Origin of the sequence: Aequitasia blattaphilus (assembly GCF_024721305.1) — a bacterium.
Lineage (GTDB): Bacteria > Bacillota > Clostridia > Lachnospirales > Lachnospiraceae > Aequitasia > Aequitasia blattaphila.
Genome location: NZ_JAMXOD010000003.1, coordinates 152145 through 175763, shown reverse-complemented (window position 1 = coordinate 175763; position 23619 = coordinate 152145). Strand labels below are relative to the sequence as shown.

General features: G+C 37.8%; 17 protein-coding genes. 13 read left to right on the top strand and 4 right to left on the bottom strand.

Annotated features, from left to right (window positions below; translation table 11 throughout):
* Window position 1 precedes the first annotated feature (1 nt).
* The 8 genes from uvrC to NHH15_RS03355 all read left to right on the top strand — a co-directional run bounded on the left by uvrC (window position 2) and on the right by NHH15_RS03355 (window position 10567).
* A complete protein-coding gene (gene uvrC, locus NHH15_RS03390) occupies window positions 2-1897 on the top strand; it encodes an excinuclease ABC subunit UvrC (RefSeq protein WP_262065238.1) in 1896 nt (631 codons plus the stop codon).
* Window positions 1885-2808: an HPr(Ser) kinase/phosphatase gene (hprK, locus tag NHH15_RS03385; protein WP_262065237.1), complete on the top strand. Its 924-nt coding sequence runs from the start codon at window positions 1885-1887 to the stop codon at window positions 2806-2808. The genes uvrC and hprK overlap by 13 nt, the downstream gene beginning before the upstream one ends.
* A 9-nt stretch (window positions 2809-2817) precedes the next feature.
* The gene (locus tag NHH15_RS03380; RefSeq protein WP_262065236.1) at window positions 2818-3753 is read left to right on the top strand and encodes an ROK family glucokinase; all 936 of its coding nucleotides are present in this window, start codon (window positions 2818-2820) and stop codon (window positions 3751-3753) included.
* 400 nt (window positions 3754-4153) lie between these two features.
* On the top strand, window positions 4154-6412 hold the full coding sequence (locus NHH15_RS03375) for an ABC transporter substrate-binding protein (RefSeq protein ID WP_262065235.1): 2259 nt from the start codon (window positions 4154-4156) through the stop codon (window positions 6410-6412).
* 93 nt (window positions 6413-6505) lie between these two features.
* The gene (locus NHH15_RS03370) at window positions 6506-7363 is read left to right on the top strand and encodes a carbohydrate ABC transporter permease (protein WP_262065234.1); all 858 of its coding nucleotides are present in this window, start codon (window positions 6506-6508) and stop codon (window positions 7361-7363) included.
* Window positions 7364-7368: 5 nt separating this feature from the next.
* On the top strand, window positions 7369-8208 hold the full coding sequence (locus NHH15_RS03365) for a carbohydrate ABC transporter permease (RefSeq protein ID WP_262065233.1): 840 nt from the start codon (window positions 7369-7371) through the stop codon (window positions 8206-8208).
* Window positions 8209-8213: 5 nt separating this feature from the next.
* Window positions 8214-9506, top strand: coding sequence for an HlyD family secretion protein (locus tag NHH15_RS03360; RefSeq protein WP_262065232.1), 1293 nt, complete (start codon window positions 8214-8216; stop codon window positions 9504-9506).
* A complete protein-coding gene (locus NHH15_RS03355) occupies window positions 9503-10567 on the top strand; it encodes a hypothetical protein (protein WP_262065231.1) in 1065 nt (354 codons plus the stop codon). The genes NHH15_RS03360 and NHH15_RS03355 overlap by 4 nt, the downstream gene beginning before the upstream one ends.
* A 71-nt stretch (window positions 10568-10638) precedes the next feature.
* On the opposite strand, the gene NHH15_RS03350 is transcribed toward NHH15_RS03355, so the two are convergent.
* Window positions 10639-13158, bottom strand: a complete 2520-nt coding sequence (locus NHH15_RS03350; RefSeq protein WP_262065230.1) for a transglycosylase domain-containing protein — start codon at window positions 13156-13158, stop codon at window positions 10639-10641.
* A gap of 155 nt (window positions 13159-13313) precedes the next feature.
* Between NHH15_RS03350 and NHH15_RS03345 the strand changes: the two genes are divergently transcribed.
* Window positions 13314-13967, top strand: coding sequence for a YigZ family protein (locus NHH15_RS03345; protein WP_262065229.1), 654 nt, complete (start codon window positions 13314-13316; stop codon window positions 13965-13967).
* A 42-nt stretch (window positions 13968-14009) separates the two neighbouring features.
* Here NHH15_RS03345 and hpf read toward each other — a convergent pair whose 3' ends face one another.
* The 3 genes from hpf to typA all read right to left on the bottom strand — a co-directional run bounded on the left by hpf (window position 14010) and on the right by typA (window position 17340).
* Window positions 14010-14546, bottom strand: a complete 537-nt coding sequence (gene hpf, locus NHH15_RS03340; RefSeq protein ID WP_262065228.1) for a ribosome hibernation-promoting factor, HPF/YfiA family — start codon at window positions 14544-14546, stop codon at window positions 14010-14012.
* A 104-nt stretch (window positions 14547-14650) separates the two neighbouring features.
* Complete coding sequence (locus NHH15_RS03335; protein WP_262065227.1) at window positions 14651-15517, bottom strand: phosphatase PAP2 family protein; 867 nt, start codon at window positions 15515-15517, stop codon at window positions 14651-14653.
* Window positions 15517-17340, bottom strand: coding sequence for a translational GTPase TypA (gene typA, locus NHH15_RS03330; protein ID WP_262065291.1), 1824 nt, complete (start codon window positions 17338-17340; stop codon window positions 15517-15519). Before typA ends, NHH15_RS03335 begins: the two co-directional genes overlap by 1 nt.
* A gap of 145 nt (window positions 17341-17485) precedes the next feature.
* On the opposite strand from typA, the gene dapB reads away from it, so the two are divergent.
* The 4 genes from dapB (at window position 17486) to secA (ending at window position 23619) form a co-directional block, all read left to right on the top strand.
* Window positions 17486-18244 (top strand): 4-hydroxy-tetrahydrodipicolinate reductase, encoded by a 759-nt coding sequence (dapB, locus tag NHH15_RS03325; protein ID WP_262065226.1) that lies wholly within the window; start codon window positions 17486-17488, stop codon window positions 18242-18244.
* A 3-nt stretch (window positions 18245-18247) separates the two neighbouring features.
* A complete protein-coding gene (locus NHH15_RS03320; protein ID WP_262065225.1) occupies window positions 18248-20200 on the top strand; it encodes a fructose-1,6-bisphosphatase in 1953 nt (650 codons plus the stop codon).
* Window positions 20201-20207: 7 nt separating this feature from the next.
* Complete coding sequence (gene hisA, locus NHH15_RS03315; protein WP_262065224.1) at window positions 20208-20975, top strand: phosphoribosylformimino-5-aminoimidazole carboxamide ribotide isomerase; 768 nt, start codon at window positions 20208-20210, stop codon at window positions 20973-20975.
* A 79-nt stretch (window positions 20976-21054) separates the two neighbouring features.
* Window positions 21055-23619, top strand: coding sequence for a preprotein translocase subunit SecA (gene secA / locus NHH15_RS03310; RefSeq protein ID WP_262065223.1), 2565 nt, complete (start codon window positions 21055-21057; stop codon window positions 23617-23619).

Below are 23619 nucleotides of genomic sequence, written 5' to 3'. Positions count from 1 at the left end.
AATGTTTGATATACCAGAGGAGCTTAAAAAGTTACCGGCAAAGCCGGGCGTATATCTGATGCATGATGAAAATGATGAAATCATTTATGTAGGAAAGGCCATCAGTCTTAAGAATCGGGTAAGACAATATTTTCAAATGAGTAGAAGTAAGGGAGCTAAAATTGACCGGATGGTCACCCATATTTCACGGTTTGAATATATTGTTACCGACTCTGAGGTTGAGGCCTTAGTTTTAGAGTGTAATTTGATAAAAGAGCATCGTCCGAAGTACAATACTATGCTGATGGATGACAAATCTTACCCTTATATAAAGGTTACTGTTCAAGAAGCTTTCCCGCGTATTATGCTGGCAAGAAGAGTCGGAAAAGATAAGGCGAAATATTTCGGACCGTATACAAGTTCGACTGCTGTAAAAGATATTATTGAATTAACCAGGAAATTGTATCATATTCGCTGCTGTAACCGTGTTTTACCGAAAGATATAGGAAAGGAAAGACCGTGCCTTTATTATCAGATTCATCAGTGTAAGGCACCTTGTCAGGGATATATTGAAAAGGATGAGTATCGGGAATATGTTGAAGAGCTCATTCGTTTTTTAAATGGTAAATATGAAGAGCTCCTAAAGGATTTAAATCAAAGGATGGAAAAAGCATCTGAAGATATGGAGTTTGAAAAAGCCATTGAATACCGGGAGCTAATTAAGAGCGTTGGTAAACTGGCACAAAAACAGAAAATTACAGATGTTGCAGGTTTTGACCGAGATATAATTGGAATAGCAAGAGAGAAGCAGGATGCTGTGGTTCAGATTTTCTTTGTTCGTCAAGGTCGTCTCATTGGCCGGGATCACTTTTATATGAAGGTGGGTGAAGGGGATCAAAGGGAGAATATTCTTTCTAGTTTTATAACTCAATTTTATGCGGGAACTCCCTATATTCCATCAGAGCTTATGCTTCCGGTAGAAATCGAGGATCAGGAAGTGATTGGACAGTGGCTTACAGATAAGAGAGGGCAAAAGGTTTCGATTTTCGTTCCGGTGAAGGGAAAGAAAGAGAAAATGGTGGAGCTGGCTACGAAAAATGCATCTATTGTCTTGAATTCTGATAAAGAGAGATTGATTCGGGAGGAAACGAGGACAATTGGGGCATCGAATGATATTGCGAAACATCTGGGTCTCAAAGAGGTGAATCGAATTGAAGCATATGATATTTCAAATATAAGCGGGTTTATGTCGGTTGGATCTATGGTTGTGTATGAGAAAGGGAAGCCAAAGCGTAATGATTATCGTAAGTTCAAAATTAAGGGAGTAAAGGGAAGCAATGATTACCAGAGTTTGGAAGAAGTATTGACCCGTCGTTTTACCCATGGTTTAGAAGAGAGAAATGAGAAGAGAGAAGGAAGTAAGTTTTCTGTATTTCCCGACTTAATTATGATGGATGGGGGAAAGGGACAGGTAAATATTGCAAAAGATGTTTTGGAAAAGCTGCATTTGAGTATACCAGTTACCGGGATGGTGAAAGATGATTATCATAGAACGAGAGGCCTTTTTTATGAGAATAAAGAATTGCCTTTGGAAAAGGATTCAGAAGCTTTTCGATTAATCACCCGCATACAGGATGAAGCCCATCGCTTTGCAATTACTTATCACCGTAGTTTACGAAGTAAGGGGCAGGTACATTCAATTTTGGATGATATAAAAGGTATTGGGCCAGCCAGACGAAAAGAATTGATGCGGAGTTTTGAAAATATAGAAGCAATTAAAGAGGCAAGTGTGGAAGAACTTAAGAAGTTACCAAGCATGAATGAAAAATCAGCAACAGAAGTCTACAACTTCTTCCATGTCTGTGCTATAATGACTAACAGTAACGAAAATGAGGAGGGTTCAGAATGGATAGAGTAGTTGAAATGGAACAAATTGTAGAGAAAATGGGACTGGAAAACGCAACCCCGGATGTGGACTACACAGATAAGTCTGTAGCGGTGCCGGATATTAACAGGCCTGCATTACAGCTTACGGGTTTTTTTGATCATTTTGATTCTGAGCGTGTACAGATAATTGGACACGTTGAAAATACATACTTAGAAAAGCTGGATAAGGAGTGTAGGGAAAAAAGAATTAAGAAATTGTTATCTTACAAAATTCCAGGCATTATCTATACACGTGGACAAAAGCCAGATGAAAAGATGGTTGTGGAAGCGACAAAAGCCGGAGTTCCAGTGTTTGTTTCACAGAAACCCACCTCAGAGCTAACAGCAGAGATTATTCGCTGGCTGAACGTTGAATTGGCACCTCGTATCTCCATCCATGGGGTTTTAGTAGATGTTTTTGGTGTAGGTGTGTTGATTACAGGAGAAAGTGGTATCGGTAAAAGTGAAGCGGCTCTTGAACTAATCAAAAGAGGGCACCGTCTTGTAAGTGATGATGTGGTAGAAATCCGCAAGGTAAGTGATATTACTTTGGTAGGTACAGCACCTGAAATTACACGACACTTCATTGAGCTTCGTGGTATTGGGATTGTAGACGTAAAAACTTTATACGGTGTACAGTGTGTCAGAGAGACACAGAATATTGATTTGGTTATTACCTTAGAGGAATGGGATAGAGAAAGAGACTATGACCGTCTGGGTATGGATGAACGCTATACAGAATTCTTAGGAAACAAGGTGGTTTGCCATCAGATTCCTATTAGACCGGGAAGGAATCTCTCAATCATTGTTGAAACAGCAGCTGTAAATCACAGACAAAAGCAAATGGGATACAATGCTGCCGAAGCTTTATACAAAAGAGTACAAGAAAATTTGTCAAAGTAGGGGGTACAGATGAAATACTGTTATGGTGTAGACATCGGTGGAACGACTGTGAAATTAGGTCTTTTTACAGATGAAGGCAAACTAATTGAGAAGTGGGAAATTGTTACAAATACAGAAAACAAAGGTGAAGCAATACTTCCAGATGTATGTGGAACCATCAAAGAAAATATAAACAAAAATAAATTGGATAAAAGCATGATAATTGGTTTAGGGGTAGGAATTCCAGGACCAGTTGATAAATTTGGACGAGTGAAAAGCACTGCAAATCTAGGATGGGATTTCAAAGATATAAAACTGGAATTGGAAGAAGGTTTAGACTTACCTGTAAAAGTAGGAAATGATGCGAATATAGCTGCCCTTGGAGAAATGTGGGTTGGCGGTGGAGCCGGCTATGAAAATCTTATTGTTATCACACTGGGAACTGGTGTCGGCGGAGGTATTATTATTAATGGACGCCCTCTTGTGGGAGAACATGGTGCCGGAGGAGAAATCGGGCATATGCGTGTGAATATGCAGGAAGAAACAGTGTGTGGTTGCGGAAGAAAAGGATGTCTTGAACAGTACGCATCTGCAACTGGAATTGCAAGACTGGCAAGAAAAAGATTGGAAAAGGACGGTGCACCTTCCTTACTAAGAGAACGTGAGGTCTCTGCAAAGTCCGTATTCGACTGTTTAAAGGAAGGAGATGCTATAGCCACAGAGATTGTGGAAGAGTTCTCTGGAATACTGGGAGACGCCATTGCAAGCCTCTGTGTGGTAGTAGACCCTGCCGTGGTTGTAATCGGCGGAGGTGTTTCGAAGGCAGGAGAGATATTGATTCAATATGTGAAGAAACACTTTGAAGCAGTTGCCTTCTTTGCCAATACAGAATTGAAGTTTGCTCTTGCTGAGCTGGGAAATGATGCAGGTATTTACGGTGGAGCTAAATTAATATTAGGTGAATAATTTTAAGTGAAATATAGTAAAAAGGAAGATTAACGCAATTGCGTCGATCTTCTTTTTTTAATGCGGAGACAGACACCAAAAGAAATATATATAAAAATATAAACTTGACATTATAAACATAGAGTGATAATCTTTTTGTAAAAAGAAAGACATATATTCAAGAGCGGTAATAAGCTTAATGGTGGCTATCATTGCAGACAATACTATTTAAGCAAAGGTGGAATAACACATTATTACAGTTCAGGCTGGAAAGTATGGGAAGCATACAGAGGTGGCGGTCCATTTGCAGATGGCAGAATGTATATGTACGGAGTCTAGAAGACTGTATGCATGGAGTGTAAGCAGGATGAGATGTTTACACTCCATGATTATATAGCAATGGGAAGGGGAAAACTTTAATATGCATGTTACAAAAACAAGGTTAGCACTAATAATAAGTGTTATTTTGGCAGTATGTGGAATGTTGTCAGGATGTACTGGTTTTGATGAGGCTAATAAAGAGAATGCATCGAAAGAAATAGATAGAAGTGAAGAAATTAAAGAATTATTGTTACCGGAAAATATTGACACGGTCTTTGATATGGTTGTTATGGAAGACGGAATATTGCGGCTAGTAGCGACTATAGGTAATGAGGTTGCAATTTATGATTCAGGTGATAAAGGGAATACGTGGGAAGAAGCTTACAATTCCACAGATTTGTTTGAAAAAGCCGAAAATGAAAAAGTGGGAGCATATGCTTCGAAAAGTAACGAAATTTTTTGGAAGTCTCTAGAATATAATGAGGATGGAGGCGTTGAAGGCGCTAAATACTATTATATGAAGGAGAGTAAAATAGTGCCTGTTAATTTGAAATTGCCAGAGATAGACAAGGCAAAAAGGGAGCATAATGAAGAATTTGAATGGTTGCCAGAAAGTGCAGTCAATTATATTTTGAATACGGAATTTTCTGATGACGGGAATCTTTTGGCAATGGATGAGAATTTTGATTTACACTATATAAACATAGAAAATGGAGAAATTAACAAGTCCTATGAAAACAACCATGGATATATTTTAGGTTGTTCTCAATACAATGATATGATTTTAATGGCGACTAATCATGAAATATTATCATGGGATATGAATACTGGGGAAGAAAATGAAGATGATGAGTTAATAGATCGTTTGAATAATACATATGTGAAGGAATCCATTCCTTCATTTGAAAGCAATATCGTTCTTAAACATGAAAGAGAACAATTATATGTGTTCAATAGTTTCGGCTTGTTTAGGAATGCTGAGAATGGCGTAGAGCAAGTTTGTGATTTGAAGGGAGAGGGTGCAGGAGAGCTACTGCAGCAATATATTTTGGATGCTGAGGTATATAACAAAGATTTATATCTAATAGCAATAAACATGCAATCTAATCAATATTCTATGTATTGGATGGATACAACGGAAAAAGATGAGGAGAGTGTAAAAGAAGAACTAACAATATATTCGCTTTATAATAACCAAAATGTTGAATTGGCAATAAATGCTTTTGAAATAGAATATCCGAATATTAAGGTTAACTACAAGGTGGGAATATCAGATGGTAATATTGCTACAGAAACAGATGTAATTAAAAATTTAAACACAGAAATAATGACCAACAAGGGGCCTGATATATTAGTCCTAGATGATTTGCCATATACCTCCTATATGGAGAAAGGGCTGCTAATGGATTTGGCTGAAACTATCAAAGCTGATAAATATTTTGCAAATGTGGTTGAGCAATTCAAATCCTCTGAAGACGAAATCTTAGCAGTGCCGAGTAGAATTGTATTACTTGCATTAGAGGGAGAAGTAGGGCTTGGGGAGAGTAGCGATAGTATTTCGGCTATTGAAGAGTACATCAAAAAAGTAGACAATCAAATGAACTATAGTGAAGAAGAATTCATGCAGATGATGGAATTTCTTTATTCTTCATATGTTGAACCAATGATAGGAACAGACACTGAAATTGAGGAAAAACTATTAACTGAATATATTTCTTGTATTAGAACATTATATAGTAAATGTGGATATCCGGAATTAAGTGATAGTTGGAGAAACAATAGTGCAGAGAAGAATGGTGTCTATGTAACAGTTAATTACTTTAACTGGGTTGCAGATGATAGGGCGATTACATTTGACTATGTTGATTTTGTGAAGCTTATCCCAATATTAAATGAAATTACTAATGCTGATGAATCAAAAGAATATTGTTTGCTTAGCGACAATAGTGAGAAAGTATATATTCCAGCAGGTATTTTAGGCATTAGCGCAGCAAGTAAGAAAGGCGAATTGGCAAAAAAATTTATAAATTTTACTATGTCGAAAAAGGTTCAAAGTAACGATAATATTACAGGGTTTCCTAATAATAAAGAAGCACTAAAAGTTTGTTTACAAGATGATAGACACAATGTTTATACGAATATTGACGAAACTACTGGATTCCAAATACATCCTTATACAGAAAGTGAAGCGGATAAATTTGTAAGTCATTTTGAAGAGTTAAATAAACCGATATTAAGAGACTCATACATAAAGAAAGTAATATTGGAGAGTGCGGGAAATTCATTAGCTGGAGATATAGCTGTTAGCTCTGTAGTTAGTGAAATAATGGAAAAAATCAATATATACAATCAAGAATAAGGAAAAAAATATGTATTGTTATTTCCCATAACAAGAAAATTGTAGATATGTGTGACAGGACTATAACATTAAAAAAGGGAAGAATAGTTGGAAATGAATCGTAGAAATGGTAAAAGGAAGAAAACGGTCGGACTTATTTTTATGTTACCGAGTCTAATCGGTGTAATATGTATATTAGTTATCCCATACATAAATGTTATTTTCTACGCATTTATAAATGTTTGGAACAGAAAGTTCGTAGGATTTGACAATTTCAAGAGAGTGATTCTTAATGATTCTTTTCAATTAGCAGCGTATAATAGTCTGAAATTTATTGTTACATGTATACCTATATTGCTTGTTCTTTCGTTAATAATTGCTGTTTATCTTCATGAACATGTAGCTGCAATAACAAATACGTTTAAAAGTATTTTTCTGTTTCCTTTATCCATACCGGTAGTTTCTATTGTATTATTGTGGAGACTATTATTTGATGATCAGGGATTTCTTAATGGGATATTCAATACATTTAGTATTAAAGGCGTTGATTGGATAAATAGTAAATATTCATTTGGAATTTTAGTGTTCAGTTATTTGTGGAAAAATTTGGGATATAGTATTGTATTATGGCTTGCAGGTCTCTCGACTATTCCAAAGCAAATATATGAGGCGGCTCGTGTTGATGGTGCAGGGGACAAGGAATGCTTTTGCTATATTACACTGCCAAATTTAAGGTCAACACTATTTGTCACAATGGTAATATCTATTATTAATTCGTTTAAAATATTCAGGGAAGCGTATCTATTAGCTGGTGATTATCCCAATAAGAGTATATATATGCTGCAACATCTATTTAATAATTGGTTTCGAGATTTAGATATTGAGAAAATGTCAGCAGGAGCAACGCTCTTATCAATAATACTTCTGGTTCCAATCGTGGCACTATATAAATGTTGGAACACGAAGGAATGACAGAGATGAAGAATAAAGTGATTTTGTTTATATTGTGTTTACTTGCGGGTATAGCAGCTTACCCGGTTGTTTTTTTGATAGTGGGATCTTTCATGAATAGCGATATGTTATATAGTTATTTATCGCCGGTTCTTATAGATGGCGAAGGTTATGCGAGTTGGGGATTATTTCCGTGGAATTTTTCTTTGAAATCATACATTGAATTACTAGTAGATGCCCCATCTTTTTTTGTGATGTTTTGGAATTCTATAAAAATTGTTATGGTAATTCTAGTTGGGCAAATGATAATTGCGATTCCAGCGGCCTGGGGATTGGCGAAATATACGTTTCCTTTAAAAAAGGTAATTTACTTTGTATATATTGTGTTAATGTTAATGCCTTTTCAAGTCTTAATGTTGCCGGAATACTTGGTGTTTGACAGGATTTCTTTGGTTGATTCACATCTCTCCGTAATTCTACCGTGCATTTTTTCAACGTTTCCGATTTTTATTATGCAGCATCTATTTTCTAAGATACCTAATGAGGTTATTGAAGCTGCGAAATTAGAAAGTGCCAATGATTTTCAGGTATTTATATATATAGGATTACCACTAGGAAAACAGGGGATTATTTCGGCCTTGGTCTTAGGATTTTTGGAATATTGGAATTTAATTGAACAACCATTAGCCTTTTTAAAAGACAAGACGTTATGGCCAATGTCATTATTTTTGCCGAATATTTCTATTGAGGAAATTGGAATAGCATTTGTAACTTCTATTATTGCGTTTGTTCCGTGTGGATTAGTGTTTGTATTTGGTAGAGGATATTTGGAACAAGGTATTACAGTAGTGACAAAGAAGGAGTAATTATAATGGATACAAAAAAAAGAGTTGTTAAAGCAACATTAATATTTTTATTATTTATGATAGCTTTTACAATTATCTCTAGAACAGCAGATAACTTATCGGTGGCAAAAGTAACTGTTAATACCTTGGAAAGGCAAAAGATTTCCCATGATATAAAAGTGCAGGGGCAAATTACAACGAGTAAAGAAATCGTTATCACTACGGTAGAAAACCAGTTAATTAAATCTATTAATGTTAGTGAGGGACAAATGGTTGATGAAAAAACGGTCTTATTTACTATTGATGAAGAAAAATTAAAAAGTCAAATAGAGCAATTACAAGGTAGTTTATCAAATAAAGAAGAAAAACAAAGTATTGAAAAAGAGCGTGCTAAAGAGGATTATGATCGTGCTGTTGCACAAGGAGACGCTATAGTTTCGCGAGCTGAAAACGCCAAAAATGAAGCTTATTATACGTATGAAAATTATATAGCAAATGCAGGCGATGAGTATGACGACTCTTATGCTTCGGGTCTTTATAGTACTTTTAGGGAGCTGGAAACAGCCTATGAGGTGTCATTAGAAGAAAGAGAAACTATAATACTTAATGCGAAAAGAACTCTTGAAGATGTTGAGGTTAATTCAGATAGTACGGATAAATTGGCCGATGAAATTACGGAACAGGAACAATTAAATAGATTATTAGAATTACAAAAAAACAATGGTCAAATACAGGCTCCTGAGAAGGGGATTGTTAATGAAATTATTGGAAAGGTGGGATCGCTGACGACTGAAGCAGGCACAGTGATACTAGGTGACTTAGATTCAGATTTACTTGCAAAGGCACAAGTCCCAGCGACAGTTAGTGAATATATAGGTGATAAAACAAAGATAAAAATGGAATCATTGCGTAATGATACAGAAGTCATAACCGAAAATTTATCAATAAATAGCATGCAGTTAAACCACGAACAACCGGAGTATTACAACATAAGCGTAAATGTCCCATCTGGGACATATGAGGTCGGGACGATAGTAAATATCACTTTGCAAAATCAGTCATATATTTATGAGTTATGCTTTCCGCTAGATGCTTTGCGTCAAGATGCATCTAATAAGTATTATGTGCTGGTTATAAAAGAGAAAGAAACGGTACTAGGAAAAGAATTAGTTGCAAAAAAAATAGCTGTAAATGTTATTGATAAGAACGACAAATGGATAGCAGTTGATAGTGAAAGTATTCCTGTTGATAGTGAAATAGTTGTTGAAACCAGTAAAGCCATTGAAGATGGCAGTCGTATAAAGAGAAAAATATTATGATAGTAGAATCGTTTGTAAATAATTCCTATAACAATTTAAGGAAAGCTAATTACATAATAATCATTAAAATTTTGATGTTGATAATCACATTTGGAATTATGTCCCATGCTATGAAATATCAGCAATACATGAGAGGTTTGGATGATTTATGCACATTACTTTGTGATGGTAGTGCAATAACCGGTAATCGGGCGAAAGAAATTCAAGACTACAATTCGGAATTAGAAAACCAGAAAGCATTTGTGATATGGGGGAGCTTAGGAAATGCAGTAGTGACCAATAGTGATTTGAATCGATCTAAAGACGTTGAGATTTTAGTTATGAATGGCAGAACCGATTTGGTTTTCTCAAATAGTCCATGGTTAGATCGGGGTGATTATAATCAATGTCTAATTGACGAGAATACGGCAATGGAACTATACGGCAGTAAAAAAGTCAGTGAAGTTGAGTTAATCTATAATAATAAAGCCTATCAAGTTAAAGGAGTATTAGAAAATGCTAAAGATACTCTTATTGTGCAAAGTGATTCAAGTGAAGTTATAGGATTAGAGAAAATAACAATAAGGACTGATGCAAAAACATCAGAAAAAGAAATACAACGGAAGATGGAGACACAGTATGGTATTACAGGAACCATTTTGAGATATTCTTTGCTTACGGAGAGTATTGAACTGGTAAGTTTATTGTTTCCAATAATTATAGGTTGTCATTTAATGACTGAGCTAATAAAAAATGTGAGAAATGCATCAAATAAAAAGAAAGAATATTTTTTTTGGAGTGCTGGTTTATTGGTTTTTATGATAGTATTTATAATACTTATATTTAAAAGAGTGAGTATTCCAGAGGATTATATACCTACTAGATGGTCTGATTTTAGTTTTTGGAGTTCTTTCTTTTCGGAACAATTCAGCACATTAATTATTATGTTCAAAATGTCAAAATCTTCATCAGAGCTTTACTATTGCTTTGTTTGGCTAAAAACTATATCATTGCTATGTTTATGTAATATTATGTACATTGTAGGGATCAGAAAGTGTGCGTTGAAAGGTAACCTAAAGTGAAAGGGATTAGTTGTATCAATTTAGACTAAGAGGTCGGTAGGGGAATAATCACCTACCGACCTCTCAATCTTTTATTCTCCACCTTCCGGAGCAGGCTCCGGTGTTGGAGTCTCCGGAGTAGGCTCTGGTGTTGGCTCTTCCGGAGTGGGCTCTGGATTAGTTTCTGCATTTGGATCTGTTTGATCCGTGCTATTTTCTGTGTTAGTACTATTGTCTGAAGTATTTGTAGAGTTATCATAAGGTTGATTCCAGCTGTTACTGCTTCCATGGCCTGGACAAGTTTCCTTTGGTGCGGAATCAAGAGCAAAATATTCAGTTATTGTAGGACACCAGGAGCGGGCGAGCTTTCCTGTTGTACGGCAGATGCTGAGTTGTTCAACAGAAGCCGGTTTTTCAAATTCTTTACGTTCCAGTCCTGCATGAACTCTGGACATAACACCTCGCCATATATTGGAATTAAAGTTATAGGCTACTGGTTTATTCATATCATAACCAATCCACACTGCACAGGTATAATAAGGTGTAAAACCAACAAACCAAAAATCGATTTGATCATCTGTGGTTCCAGTCTTACCAGCTACTGGCATATTATCCAGCTGATACTCTTTACCAGTTCCCTGTGTGACAACAGTTTCCATGGCAGAGGTTAAGAGGTAAGCAGTACTGTCTTTAATAGCCTGTGAGGTTTCGCCAGTACCATCCAGAAGAACATTGCCATCATGATCCAAGACTTGCTTGTATAAAGTCGGCTTAATATAAGTTCCGTTATTTGCAATTGCAGCATAGGCGCCACACATTTGGTAATTATAAACACCCTCCGTTAGTGCTCCAAGTGGAAGCAGCTCAATCAAATCAGAATGAAGTCCGTTTCCATAGTCTGTTGGTGTTTCAATTAAGGTTGTGATTCCTAATTTCTTTGCATAATCAATTCCTACTTGAGGCGTAAGTGTATTTACTACACGAACAGCAACCGTATTCATAGATTCATTAATTGCAGTTCGAAGGGTAACACTACCGCTAAATGTACCAGTTGCATTTTTCAAAGGCTGCCCATCACTCTTAGTATAAGGAGTATCCTGTTCAATTGTTGCTAAGGTCATTCCCGCAGAATCGAGTGCAGGCGCATAAGCAGTTACAATCTTGAAGGTAGAACCGGGTTGTCTTTTCGAACCAGTATAGGCTCTGTTCAGACTTAAGCTTGTTGGTTTCTCTCCACGTCCGCCAACCATAGCTTTAATTTCACCAGTATGTTGATCCATAATTGTAAGAGAAGCTTGGGGCTGTGGTGCAAGGTTGTAGTATTCATCATACTCATCTCCTTCTCTGGCAATTGTTGCACGGAAGGCAACGATATAGGCTTGAGCTTCTTCAAGGGACGAATAGAGAAGTCCAAAAGGTTTTCCGCCTGCTTCTGCATACTGTTTTACATGCTCCGAACCAAAATTCTCAATAGAACCATCTGCTCTGGTTACGGTAAGGGCATAATCCAGGCCGTATTCCACAAGAGCAGGATAATTTGCAGGATTATTCATTTCTTCATCACAAATCTGCTGTATGCCAGGATTCTGTGTGGTAATAATACTAAGTCCGCCACTATAAACTGTATTGTAGGCCTGGGTTTTAGAATAGCTTAATTGATCTTCCAGATCCTTTATAATTTGTTGTGATGCTGCATCAATAAAATAGGTTGTGGGAGGATCTGTTCCAATTTCATTATTAACGCTTTGAATACGAGCATATACATCATCGGCAACGGCTTCATCATATGCTTCCTGGGTAATGTATTCAGCTTTTAACATATGATCCAATACTTGCACCTGCCTCTTTTTATTTGCGTCAGGATTTGTAATTGGATTGTAGCCAGTTGGATTCTGTGTAATTCCTGCAATAACGGCAGATTCAGAAAGGGTCAATTCAGAGACATCTTTATTAAAATACCGCTTGGAAGCTGTCTGTACTCCAAGAGAGTTTTGTCCCAAGTTAACCGTATTCATATAATTCTCTAAAATGGTTTCTTTATCCATCTGCTTTTCAATTTGTAGTGCAAGATATTGTTCCTGGATTTTTCGCTCCAATCTGTCCATGAAGGTTTTCTCAGAGGTAAAATCGAAAATGGTATTTTTCAGTAGCTGTTGAGTGATGGTACTGGCTCCTTCACTGAAGCTTCCGGAGGTGATGCCTTTGATACCAGCACGAACTACACCTTGCAAATCCACACCATTGTGTTTATAAAAACGCTCATCTTCAATGGCAACAAAGGCATGCTGTAAATCCTCTGGAATTTGATCAATGGATCGATACACACGGTTTGAGCCTTCCATATTGAATCGTTCAAGTTCTGTTGTTCCATCCTCTGCATAGACGAAGGTGGTAAATTTCTTTGGCTTTACATTAGCCGGTGTTGTATCGGGAGCGTTGTCAATTACTTTTTTGACAAAAATCCCGGCGCCGATAACCGCGGCGACTCCTATCAGTAATACGCACAGTAAAAAAGCTTTAAAAAGTCTGACACCAACTCGTTTGTTTTGGTGTGAGGTCTTAGAGGTAACATGCTTTTGTTTTTTACTGGCAGCTTTCCTGCTATAATTCATATTTTGTGCCTCCTTATCAATTTGTAATTATAGCAAATACGAGGCATTAAATAAAGGAAAAACTAAAAAGTTCATAATTATAAAGGAAAAACAGGTTCAAAAATCATAAAGAATTCGCTATAGTATAGAGTAAGGATAGGAAAGGACATCAAAATATGAGTATACGATATTCCATCCTCTTTCAAGGAGGAGAAGACGAGATAGAAGAAAAAAAATCACGATTTATTGCCCAAACATTTCCGGTTACATCGGAGGAGGAGGCATTATCCTTTATTGGACAAGTGAAAAAGAAACACTATGATGCAAGGCATAATTGTTATGCCTATGTCATCGGAAAAAATCACGAGGTTCAGCGTTTCAGTGACGACGGAGAACCCAGCGGAACGGCGGGAAAACCGATTCTTGAAATATTGCTAAAGGAAGACATTCATAATGGGCTGATTGTAGTGACCCGATATTTTGGGGGAACTCTCTTGGGAACGGGGGGGTTAATACGTGCATACGGACGAGGGGCGAAAGCGGGAATAAAGGCTTCGGAAATTGCAGAGGTAAGGCAGGGAGGTTTATTTCAGATTGGGGTTGCATATACAGATTTAGGGAAAATCGAATACTTCATTCGACAGGAAGAAATTCTAATCATGGAACAGCGTTATGAAGAAGAGGTTCAGATTGTTCTTTTATTGGAAGAGGCCCAAATTGAGAAAGTAAATGAAGCTTTGATAGATGGAAGCGGTGGAAGAGTGAAAATCACAAAAGAAAAGGATGTATCATTTATTGTCGTGAATGGGAAAGGAATCATAATAGACTAAAAAACGGGATGTGCTAAACACATCCCGTAAACTTTTTTTATTTTAGTTGAACTCCGGCTCGATTAAACCAAAAGAACCATTTTTTCTTTTGTAAACTACATTTACTTCTTCCGTTTCAGCGTTGCTGAATACAAAGAAATCATGTCCTAAAAGCTCCATCTGTATTGCAGCATCTTCTGGATACATTGGTTTGATACCAAACCGCTTTGTTCGAACGATTTTAACTGCATCGTCTTCATCTTCATCCTGTGCACTGTCGAAGAATTCCTGCTGGAATATTCCGCCACCGTGATGCTTTTCTACTAATTTGTTTTTGTACTTACGTAACTGTCTTTCAATAACCTCTTCAACAAGGTCAATTGATACATACATGTCATTACTTACTTGTTCGGAACGAATCATGCTTCCCTTTACAGGAATCGTAACCTCGATTTTCTGACGTTCTTTTTCAACACTTAAAGTAACAATAACTTCTGTGTCAGGAGTGAAATACCTTTCTAATTTCCCCAACTTACTTTCTACAGCATCTTTTAGACCAGGTGTAACCTCAATGTTTTTTCCACTAATTGTTATTTTCATAGTGTTCAACTCCTTATTACTTATTTCAGATATGTCTGACAAAAAAAGGTGCTTCACGACGTATATATCTGATACATCAAGTATAGCATGATTGCAGGGGGTTGTCACTTGTTTTTCACCCTTTTTCGCAAATAGGGAAAGGCAGCAATGACCCACAAAACCAGAAGAAAATACTCAATAAAAGCTGCCCAAATAGTCATCTCCGGGAGCAGTGAAAAAAGGAGTTTGATTAAAAGCGCAGCAATCAAACCGATTCCAAGCTTTACAATTTGATGGCCAATATCGACTTCCTTGGTTTCAAAGTTAATATAGGATCTTTCTAAATACCAACCAAGGGCAAAGCCTAATCCGGCGCCAGAGGCTTTTATAGCATCTAAAGCTAAATCAGAGCCTTTGGTTTGTGCATAAGCAAAAACAAGGAGCGAGACAAAGGCTACAAAAAGAGCAGTTCCTTTTGTATGTTTTGGCGAAAGGAGTATCTCTTTGAAACGCCATAGCAAAAAAGCAATCACAAGAGAAAGACCCATGGAAACCAAAACATCCTTTGGGGTATGGGCGCCCAAGTACATACGGGAAAACCCAACGAGTAAAAACAAAATCCAAAGTAGAATTTTAAAGGTACGTTTCTTTACTTGAAAGGATAAGGTCCCATAAAGAGATGTTGCTCCTTGCGTATGTCCACTTGGGAAAGAAAAGCCTGTCGCCCCTGACAGGGCACTTTTTACAGGGGTGAAGTCGGGATCCAGAATCCAAGGTCTTGGAATCTGGAAGGTAATCTTTAGGGTTTGTACACAAAGTCCTGCAATGAAGTAATTTAGTCCTATTAAGTAGGCTAGTTCCTTATTGATACACCAATAGAGAGTACATATTATTGCTAGAATCAGAATGTCCTGTCCGAAATAAGTAATAAACTGCATCAGAACATTCAGCAGCGGAGTACGACAGGACTCCAAAAGATGTAAAAATGCCATTATTTTTTTCCTCTTCGTCTCATTTTAGGATCTAACTCTTTCTTACGAATGCGTAGATGGGATGGTGTTACTTCTAAAAGTTCATCCGTATCAATAAAATCAAGGGCTTCCTCTAAGCTTAAAATTTTAGGAGGAGAAAGGCGGAGAGAATCATCTGCTCCAGAGGAACGAGTATTAGTCAAATGCTTTGTTTTACATACATTTACCTCAATGTCCTCTACCTTTGCATTTTCTCCGATAACCATACCGGAATAGACCTTTTCACCAGCTCCGATGAATAAGATGCCTCGCTCTTGTGCACCGAAAAGTCCGTAGGTTACTGATTCGCCCGTTTCAAAGGCAATAAGAGAGCCTTGCTTACGGTAGGAGATATCCCCCTTGTAAGGAGCATATTTGTCGAAAACAGTATTCATAATACCATTTCCTTTGGTATCCGTTAAGAACTCGCCTCTGTATCCAATTAAACCTCTGGCAGGAATCGAGAACTCCATTCTGGTATAGCCGCCGTTGGATGCACCCATATTAATAAGCTCACCTTTCCGCTGGCTTAATTTATCAATAACGGTTCCGGTAAATTCGTCAGGAACGTCAATGTAAGCAAGCTCCATTGGTTCAAGGAGATGTTCTTTCTCATCCTTCTTATAAAGTACTTCTGCTTTGCTAACTGCAAATTCATAGCCTTCCCGGCGCATATTCTCAATTAATACAGACAAGTGAAGCTCACCACGTCCGGAAACACGGAAGCTGTCAGTAGATTCAGATTCTTCGACGCGAAGGCTGACATCTGTATTCAATTCCCGGAATAGGCGTTCCCGCAGGTGGCGAGAGGTAACAAACTTACCTTCTAAACCAGCGAAAGGACTATTGTTTACAAGAAATTGCATTGCAATTGTAGGTTCGGATATTTTCTGGAACGGAATGGGCACAGGGTTCTCAGGAGAACAAATAGTATCACCGATAGAGATATCGCTGATACCAGAAATGGCTACAATAGAGCCAATGGTAGCGTTTTGAACTTCTACCTTTTCCAACCCATCGAATTCATATAGTTTATTGATTCGAACCTTTTCTTTACGACCCTCATCGTGGGCGTTAACCACAAGGGCTTCCATCCCTGATACAATGGTTCCGCTGTCCACTTTACCGACACCAATTCGTCCTACATATTCGTTGTAATCGATGGTGCTGATTAACACCTGACAGTCTCCATCAGGATCTCCCATTGGAGCAGGGATGTGCTCAAGGATGGTCTCAAATAAAGGTATCATATTCTTTTGCTTATCATCCAGCTCGACCAAAGCATAACCTGATTTGGCAGACGCATAAACGTAGGGGAATTCTAACTGGTCTTCAGATGCATCCAAGTCGATAAACAGCTCCAGTACTTCATCGATTACTTCTTCCGGTCTGGATTCCGGACGGTCAATTTTATTCACACATACAATAACCGGAAGGTTTAGTTCTAAAGCCTTACGTAACACGAATTTTGTCTGAGGCATGGCACCTTCAAAGGCATCCACAACTAAAACCACTCCATTTACCATCTTAAGAACACGCTCTACCTCTCCACCGAAATCGGCATGGCCAGGCGTGTCAATAATATTGATTTTAACGTCCTTATAATAGACAGCAGTATTCTTGGACAAAATAGTGATGCCTCGTTCCCTTTCAATGTCATTAGAGTCCATAACACGTTCCTGAACTTCTTGGTTTTTTCGAAAAACGCCACTTTGCTTCAATAGTTCATCGACTAAGGTAGTTTTGCCATGGTCGACATGGGCAATAATTGCTATATTTCTAATATCTTCACGTTGAGATTTCATCATACATTCTTCTTTCTTTGCTTAGTATTTGTTTGTAACCTTGTTAGTTTACCACAAATCAAGGGAAGAATAAAGCTTTACATACAAACCCCTTTAATGATAGAATTCTCTATAAATGTAGGGAAGCTTATGAAGGAGGCAAAGAATGGTTAAAGTAATTATGCATGGATGTAATGGGAAAATGGGTCAGGTAATTACAAATCTTATAAAAGAGGATAGAGAAATTGAATTGGTAGCAGGAGTGGATCCGTATAAAGGAATTGAGAATCCATATCCAGTTTATGATTCCATTTTAGAAGTGAAGGAACAGACAGATGTAGTAATCGATTTTTCAAATGCAAACACAACGGATAAGCTCTTGGCAGATTGCATTGAAAAGAAGCTGCCAGTTGTTCTTTGCACAACAGGTTTGTCTGAGGAGCAGTTAAAGAAAGTGGAAGATGCAGCCAAAGAAATCCCTGTTTTGAAATCGGCAAATATGTCTCTGGGAATTAACCTACTGATAAAGATTTTAAAAGAGGCGGCGAAAACGTTAGCTCCTGCAGGATTTGACATTGAAATTGTAGAGAAGCATCATAATCTAAAAGTAGATGCACCAAGTGGAACGGCACTTGCGCTTGCGGATTCAATTAATGAAGCTTGCGACAATATTTACGAGTATAAATATGACAGAAGTCAGGAAAGAGTGGAAAGAGATACGAAGGAAATTGGTATCAGCGCCGTAAGAGGCGGTACAATTGTAGGAGATCATGAGGTGCTCTTTGCTGGTCCGGATGAGGTGATTGAATTTAGGCATACAGCATATTCGAAAGGAATTTTTGGGAAAGGTGCGATTGAAGGAGCCAAGTTCTTAAAAGGACAACAGCCGGGCAGATATGATATGTCTGATGTGATTGGAGAATAAAGAATGAGAGATATAGAAAGCAGATATTTGCATCGGTTGTCGGAGATGTTTCCTACGATTGCTGCAACATCTACCGAAATTATTAATCTTCAGGCAATTTTAAGTTTACCGAAGGGAACGGAGCATTTCCTGACCGATATTCATGGTGAGGATGAAGCCTTTGCTCACGTACTCAAAAACGGATCAGGTGCAGTCAGGAGAAAAGTACAGGAGGTTTTTGGAAATACTCTAAGTGCTAAGGATATGCAAAGTCTGGCGACACTGATTTATTATCCGAAGGAGAAAATTGAACAGATAAAGAAACAGGAAGTCCATATTGAGGATTGGTATAAAATTACCTTGTACCGGCTGGTTAAAGTGTGTAAAGCAGCTTCCAGCAAGTACACACGGTCGAAAGTGCGAAAGGCTCTTCCAAAGGATTTTGCCTATATCATTGATGAATTGATTAATGAGAGAGCAGATGATGGAGACAAGGATTCTTATTACAACGAAATCGTTTGTTCTATTATTAAAGTGGGAAGGGCGGAAGAGTTCATTGTGGCTATGGGGGAATTGATTCAGCGCTTAGTTGTAGATCACTTACACATTGTAGGTGATATTTATGACAGAGGTCCTGGACCTCATAAGATTATGGACAAATTAATGGAGTATCATTCCGTTGATATTCAATGGGGAAATCATGATGTACTCTGGATGGGAGCGGCAGCAGGGCAACTTGGATGTATTACGAATGTCATCCGCATTTGTGCCAGGTATGGCAATTTAGATTTGTTAGAGGATTGCTATGGAATCAATCTGCTTCCTCTTGCAACATATGCGTTGAACACGTATAAAGATGACCCTTGTACATGCTTTCAATTAAAAGGGGAGCCGTTAATTAATGCGGAGGAACAAGAACTAAATATAAAGATGCATAAAGCGATTTCCATTCTTCAATTTAAGGTGGAAGGACAGACGATAAAAGAAAGACCGGAATACAAGATGGCGGACCGCAATCTTTTAGAGAGCGTAAACTATGAAGAAGGAACGATTACACTGAGAGGGGAGAAATATGACCTTTTAGATGCTAATTTCCCAACAATAGATCCGAAGAACCCGAACCTTCTTACGAAGGAGGAGGTCGATATTCTGAACCGGTTAGAACAAGGCTTCTTGAATTGTGAAAAGCTTCAAAAGCATATGCGGTTTCTGCTCAATAAAGGCGGACTTTATAAAGTCTATAATAATAATCTGTTGTTTCATGGATGTGTTCCTCTGGCAAAGGATGGAAGTCTGAAAGAAATTGAAATTTACGGACAGACTTATAAAGGAAAAGCATTATATGAAGCATTAGAGGTATACGTTCGTAAAGGTTTTTTCGCCTTAAATGATGAGGAGAGACAAAGAGGGAAGGATTTAATGTGGTATATTTGGCTCCATGAGAATTCACCGCTTTTTGGAAAGGATAAGATGGCGACCTTTGAGCGGTATTTCATTGCAGAAGAGATTACCCACAAGGAAACAAAGAATCCTTATTATGAATATATTAATCAAGAAGAAACAGCAAACATGATTTTAGATGAATTTGGGCTGATTACAAAAGAGGCACATATTGTTAATGGTCATGTACCAGTGAAGTCTAAAAAGGGAGAAAGCCCCTTAAAGAGCAATGGAAAGGTTTTGGTTATTGATGGAGGATTTTCCAAAGCTTATCAAAAGGAAACTGGAATCGCTGGCTACACATTGATTTATAATTCTTACGGACTGATATTAGTGTCTCATGACCCTTTTGAATCAAAGGAGTCTGCTATCGAGAAGGAAAGTGATATTCATTCAGAAACGATTGTTGTGAAACGAACCAAGGAAAGAAAGCGTGTTGGAGATACGGATGTGGGAAAAGAATTGCTGGGTCAAATTGTTGATTTAGAAAAACTTTTAGACGCATATAGAAATGGAACGATTATAGAAAGAGGATAGGAAGTTAATGAAATTCAGACCGTGTATTGATATACATAATGGACAAGTAAAGCAAATTGTAGGGGGAAGTTTAAAAGAACAGTCAGAGGCAAAGGTAAACTTTGCCTCTGATAAAAGTGCGGCTTACTATGGGAAACTCTATAAAGAATCAAATCTTAAAGGGGGACACGTCATCATGTTAAATGGGACGGATTCCCCTTATTTTGAGGAAACAAAGAGACAGGCTCTGGAGGCTCTGGCCGCAGATAAAGGAAGTCTCCAGATAGGCGGAGGAATTACGACAGAGAATGCAGCCTTCTATTTGGAAAGTGGGGCAAGCCATGTCATTGTTACATCTTATGTTTTTCAGGATGGGCGTATTCATTATGAACGCTTAGCTGAATTAAAAGACGAAATAGGACGAGAACATTTGGTGTTGGATTTAAGCTGTCGGAAGAAAGACGGGCACTACCATATCGTTACAAACAGATGGCAGAGGTTCACAGATGAAATCGTTACAAAGGAATTGCTGGTTCGTCTTTCAGAGTACTGTGACGAATTTTTGATTCATGGAGTAGATGTTGAAGGTACCGGTGTAGGTATGGAAAAGGAGCTTGTAAAACTCCTGTCATCCTACGATGGGATACCTATGACTTATGCAGGTGGGATGAAAAGCGTAGAGGATATTGAGGAGTTCGGGTGCCTTACCGAAAAAAAGATGGACTTTACAATTGGAAGTGCCCTTGATATTTTTGGAGGAGATTTACCCTATGAATTCGTAAAGGGTATGTCATAAATAGTTGAATAATAAACATCTAAGTGCTATTATGTAATGTGAGTTATTAGCATATTGCACATAAGGAGACAAATAAAATATGGGATTATTACAAAAATTATTCGGTACACATAGTGAAAATGAGTTAAAAAGAATTTATTCGCAAATAGATGAAATTGAAGCCCTTGATCAGAAAATGCAACAATTGACAGACGAAGAGCTTCGAGATAAAACGAAGGAATTTAAAGAGAGATTAAAAAACGGGGAAACCTTAGATGATATTTTGATAGAAGCCTATGCAACAGTAAGAGAAGGTGCAGTTCGAGCACTGGGCATGAAGCACTATCGAGTTCAGCTGATTGGTGGAGTCATTCTTCATCAGGGGCGTATTGCTGAAATGAAAACAGGTGAAGGTAAAACTTTGGTGTCTACCTTACCAGCGTATTTGAATGCTCTTGCAGGTGAAGGAGTTCACATTGTCACAGTCAATGATTACCTTGCAAAACGTGATGCCGAGTGGATGGGTAAAGTTCATGAATTCCTTGGGTTAACAGTGGGTGTTGTCTTAAACAGTATGGACAATGATGAAAGAAGAGAAGCTTACAATTGTGATATTACATACGTTACAAATAATGAACTGGGATTTGATTACCTAAGAGATAATATGGTGATTTACAAAGAACAGCTGGTTCAAAGAGGACTGAAATACGCTGTAATTGATGAGGTTGACTCGGTTTTAATTGATGAAGCAAGAACGCCTCTTATTATTTCGGGTCAAAGTGGAAAATCCACAAAATTATACGAAGCTGCAGACATATTAGCCAGACAGCTGGAAAAGGGTGAGGCAAGCAAAGAATTTTCCAAGATGGATGCAATCATGGGTGAAATGATTGAGGAGACAGGAGACTTTATTGTCAATGAAAAGGAAAAAAATGTTTCACTGACTGAAAATGGTGTGAAAAAAGTTGAAAAATTCTTTCACATTGACAACTTGGCTGATGCAGAAAACCTTGAAATTCAGCATAATACAATTTTGGCATTGCGGGCGCACTATTTAATGTTTAAAGATCAGGATTATGTGGTAAAAGATGATGAGGTTTTAATTGTAGATGAATTCACGGGACGTATTATGCCGGGACGCCGTTATTCAGATGGTCTTCATCAGGCAATCGAAGCTAAAGAGAAGGTAAAGGTCAATAGAGAAAGCAAAACTTTGGCAACGATTACTTTTCAGAATTTGTTTAATAAGTATGAGAAGAAATCAGGTATGACAGGTACCGCTTTAACAGAAGAAAAAGAGTTCCGTGAAATCTATGGAATGGACGTAATTGAGATTCCAACCAATGTGCCAGTAATCCGTAAAGATATGGATGATGCGGTTTTCAAAACACAGCAAGAAAAATTTGTTGCTGTGTGTGATGAGATTGAAGAGGCTCATGGAAAAGGACAGCCGGTATTGGTTGGTACAATTACCATAGATAATTCAGAGCTGCTAAGTGCTATGCTGAAAAAACGAGGAATCAAGCATAATGTATTGAATGCTAAATTCCATGAACAAGAAGCTGAAATTGTAGCTCAGGCTGGTGAAAATGGCGCCGTTACAATCGCAACGAATATGGCAGGTCGTGGTACGGATATTAAGCTGGATGAAACATCAAGAGAGGCTGGAGGACTTAAGATTATTGGTACAGAGCGTCACGAATCCAGACGTATTGATAATCAGTTGAGAGGTCGTTCAGGAAGACAAGGAGATCCGGGAGAATCCAGATTTTATATTTCTCTGGAAGATGATTTGCTCAGATTGTTTGGTTCTGAGAGATTGATGGGAATTTTTAATACTTTAGGTGTTGAAGATGGGGAACAGATTGAACATAAGATGTTATCCAACGCCATTGAAAAAGCTCAGGAGAAGATTGAAAGCAATAACTTTGGAATACGTAAAAACCTTTTAGAATATGACCAGGTTATGAATGAGCAAAGAGAAATTATGTATGAAGAAAGAAAACGTGTATTAGACGGAGAGAATATGCGGGATTCAATCTTCCATATGATAAATGATTATATCGAAAACACAGTGGATATGATTATTGGGCAGGTGGAGAAGCCAGAAGAATGGAATTTGGGAGAGCTTAATGTTACAACTCATAACGTGATTCCTCTTTCTCCAATTACGGAAGCGGAAGTGCAAGGGAAATCGGCAAAAGAATTGAAGCAGCTTTTAAAAGAGCAGGCATCAAAACTCTATGAGCAAAAAGAAAGAGAATTTCCAGAGGCGGAACAAGTAAGAGAACTGGAGCGGGTCGTTCTATTACGTTCCATTGATGCGAAATGGATGGATCATATTGATGACATGGATCAGTTGAGACAGGGAATAGGCCTTCAGGCATATGGTAACAGAGATCCAAAGATTGAGTATAAGATGCTGGGTTATGAAATGTTTGATGAAATGACAAAAAGCATAACAGAGGCAACCATTCGAACCTTATTCCATATTAAAGTGGAACAGAAGGTGGAAAGAGAAGAAGTGGCAAAAGTAACGGGAACAAACCGAGGAGACGATTCTGTATCAGCAACGAAAAGAAGAGTCGAGAAAAAGGTTTATCCAAATGATCCATGCCCCTGTGGCAGTGGAAAGAAGTATAAGCAATGCCATGGCAGAAAATAG

Bases quoted from the DNA above. Each gene is read 5' to 3' on its own strand.
- uvrC (WP_262065238.1), top strand. From the start codon at position 2: ATGTTTGATATACCAGAGGAGCTTAAAAAGTTACCGGCAAAGCCGGGC.
- hprK (WP_262065237.1), top strand. From the start codon at position 1,885: ATGGATAGAGTAGTTGAAATGGAACAAATTGTAGAGAAAATGGGACTG.
- NHH15_RS03380 (WP_262065236.1), top strand. From the start codon at position 2,818: ATGAAATACTGTTATGGTGTAGACATCGGTGGAACGACTGTGAAATTA.
- NHH15_RS03375 (WP_262065235.1), top strand. From the start codon at position 4,154: ATGCATGTTACAAAAACAAGGTTAGCACTAATAATAAGTGTTATTTTG.
- NHH15_RS03370 (WP_262065234.1), top strand. From the start codon at position 6,506: ATGAATCGTAGAAATGGTAAAAGGAAGAAAACGGTCGGACTTATTTTT.
- NHH15_RS03365 (WP_262065233.1), top strand. From the start codon at position 7,369: ATGAAGAATAAAGTGATTTTGTTTATATTGTGTTTACTTGCGGGTATA.
- NHH15_RS03360 (WP_262065232.1), top strand. From the start codon at position 8,214: ATGGATACAAAAAAAAGAGTTGTTAAAGCAACATTAATATTTTTATTA.
- NHH15_RS03355 (WP_262065231.1), top strand. From the start codon at position 9,503: ATGATAGTAGAATCGTTTGTAAATAATTCCTATAACAATTTAAGGAAA.
- NHH15_RS03350 (WP_262065230.1), bottom strand. From the start codon at position 13,158: ATGAATTATAGCAGGAAAGCTGCCAGTAAAAAACAAAAGCATGTTACC.
- NHH15_RS03345 (WP_262065229.1), top strand. From the start codon at position 13,314: ATGAGTATACGATATTCCATCCTCTTTCAAGGAGGAGAAGACGAGATA.
- hpf (WP_262065228.1), bottom strand. From the start codon at position 14,546: ATGAAAATAACAATTAGTGGAAAAAACATTGAGGTTACACCTGGTCTA.
- NHH15_RS03335 (WP_262065227.1), bottom strand. From the start codon at position 15,517: ATGGCATTTTTACATCTTTTGGAGTCCTGTCGTACTCCGCTGCTGAAT.
- typA (WP_262065291.1), bottom strand. From the start codon at position 17,340: ATGAAATCTCAACGTGAAGATATTAGAAATATAGCAATTATTGCCCAT.
- dapB (WP_262065226.1), top strand. From the start codon at position 17,486: ATGGTTAAAGTAATTATGCATGGATGTAATGGGAAAATGGGTCAGGTA.
- NHH15_RS03320 (WP_262065225.1), top strand. From the start codon at position 18,248: ATGAGAGATATAGAAAGCAGATATTTGCATCGGTTGTCGGAGATGTTT.
- hisA (WP_262065224.1), top strand. From the start codon at position 20,208: ATGAAATTCAGACCGTGTATTGATATACATAATGGACAAGTAAAGCAA.
- secA (WP_262065223.1), top strand. From the start codon at position 21,055: ATGGGATTATTACAAAAATTATTCGGTACACATAGTGAAAATGAGTTA.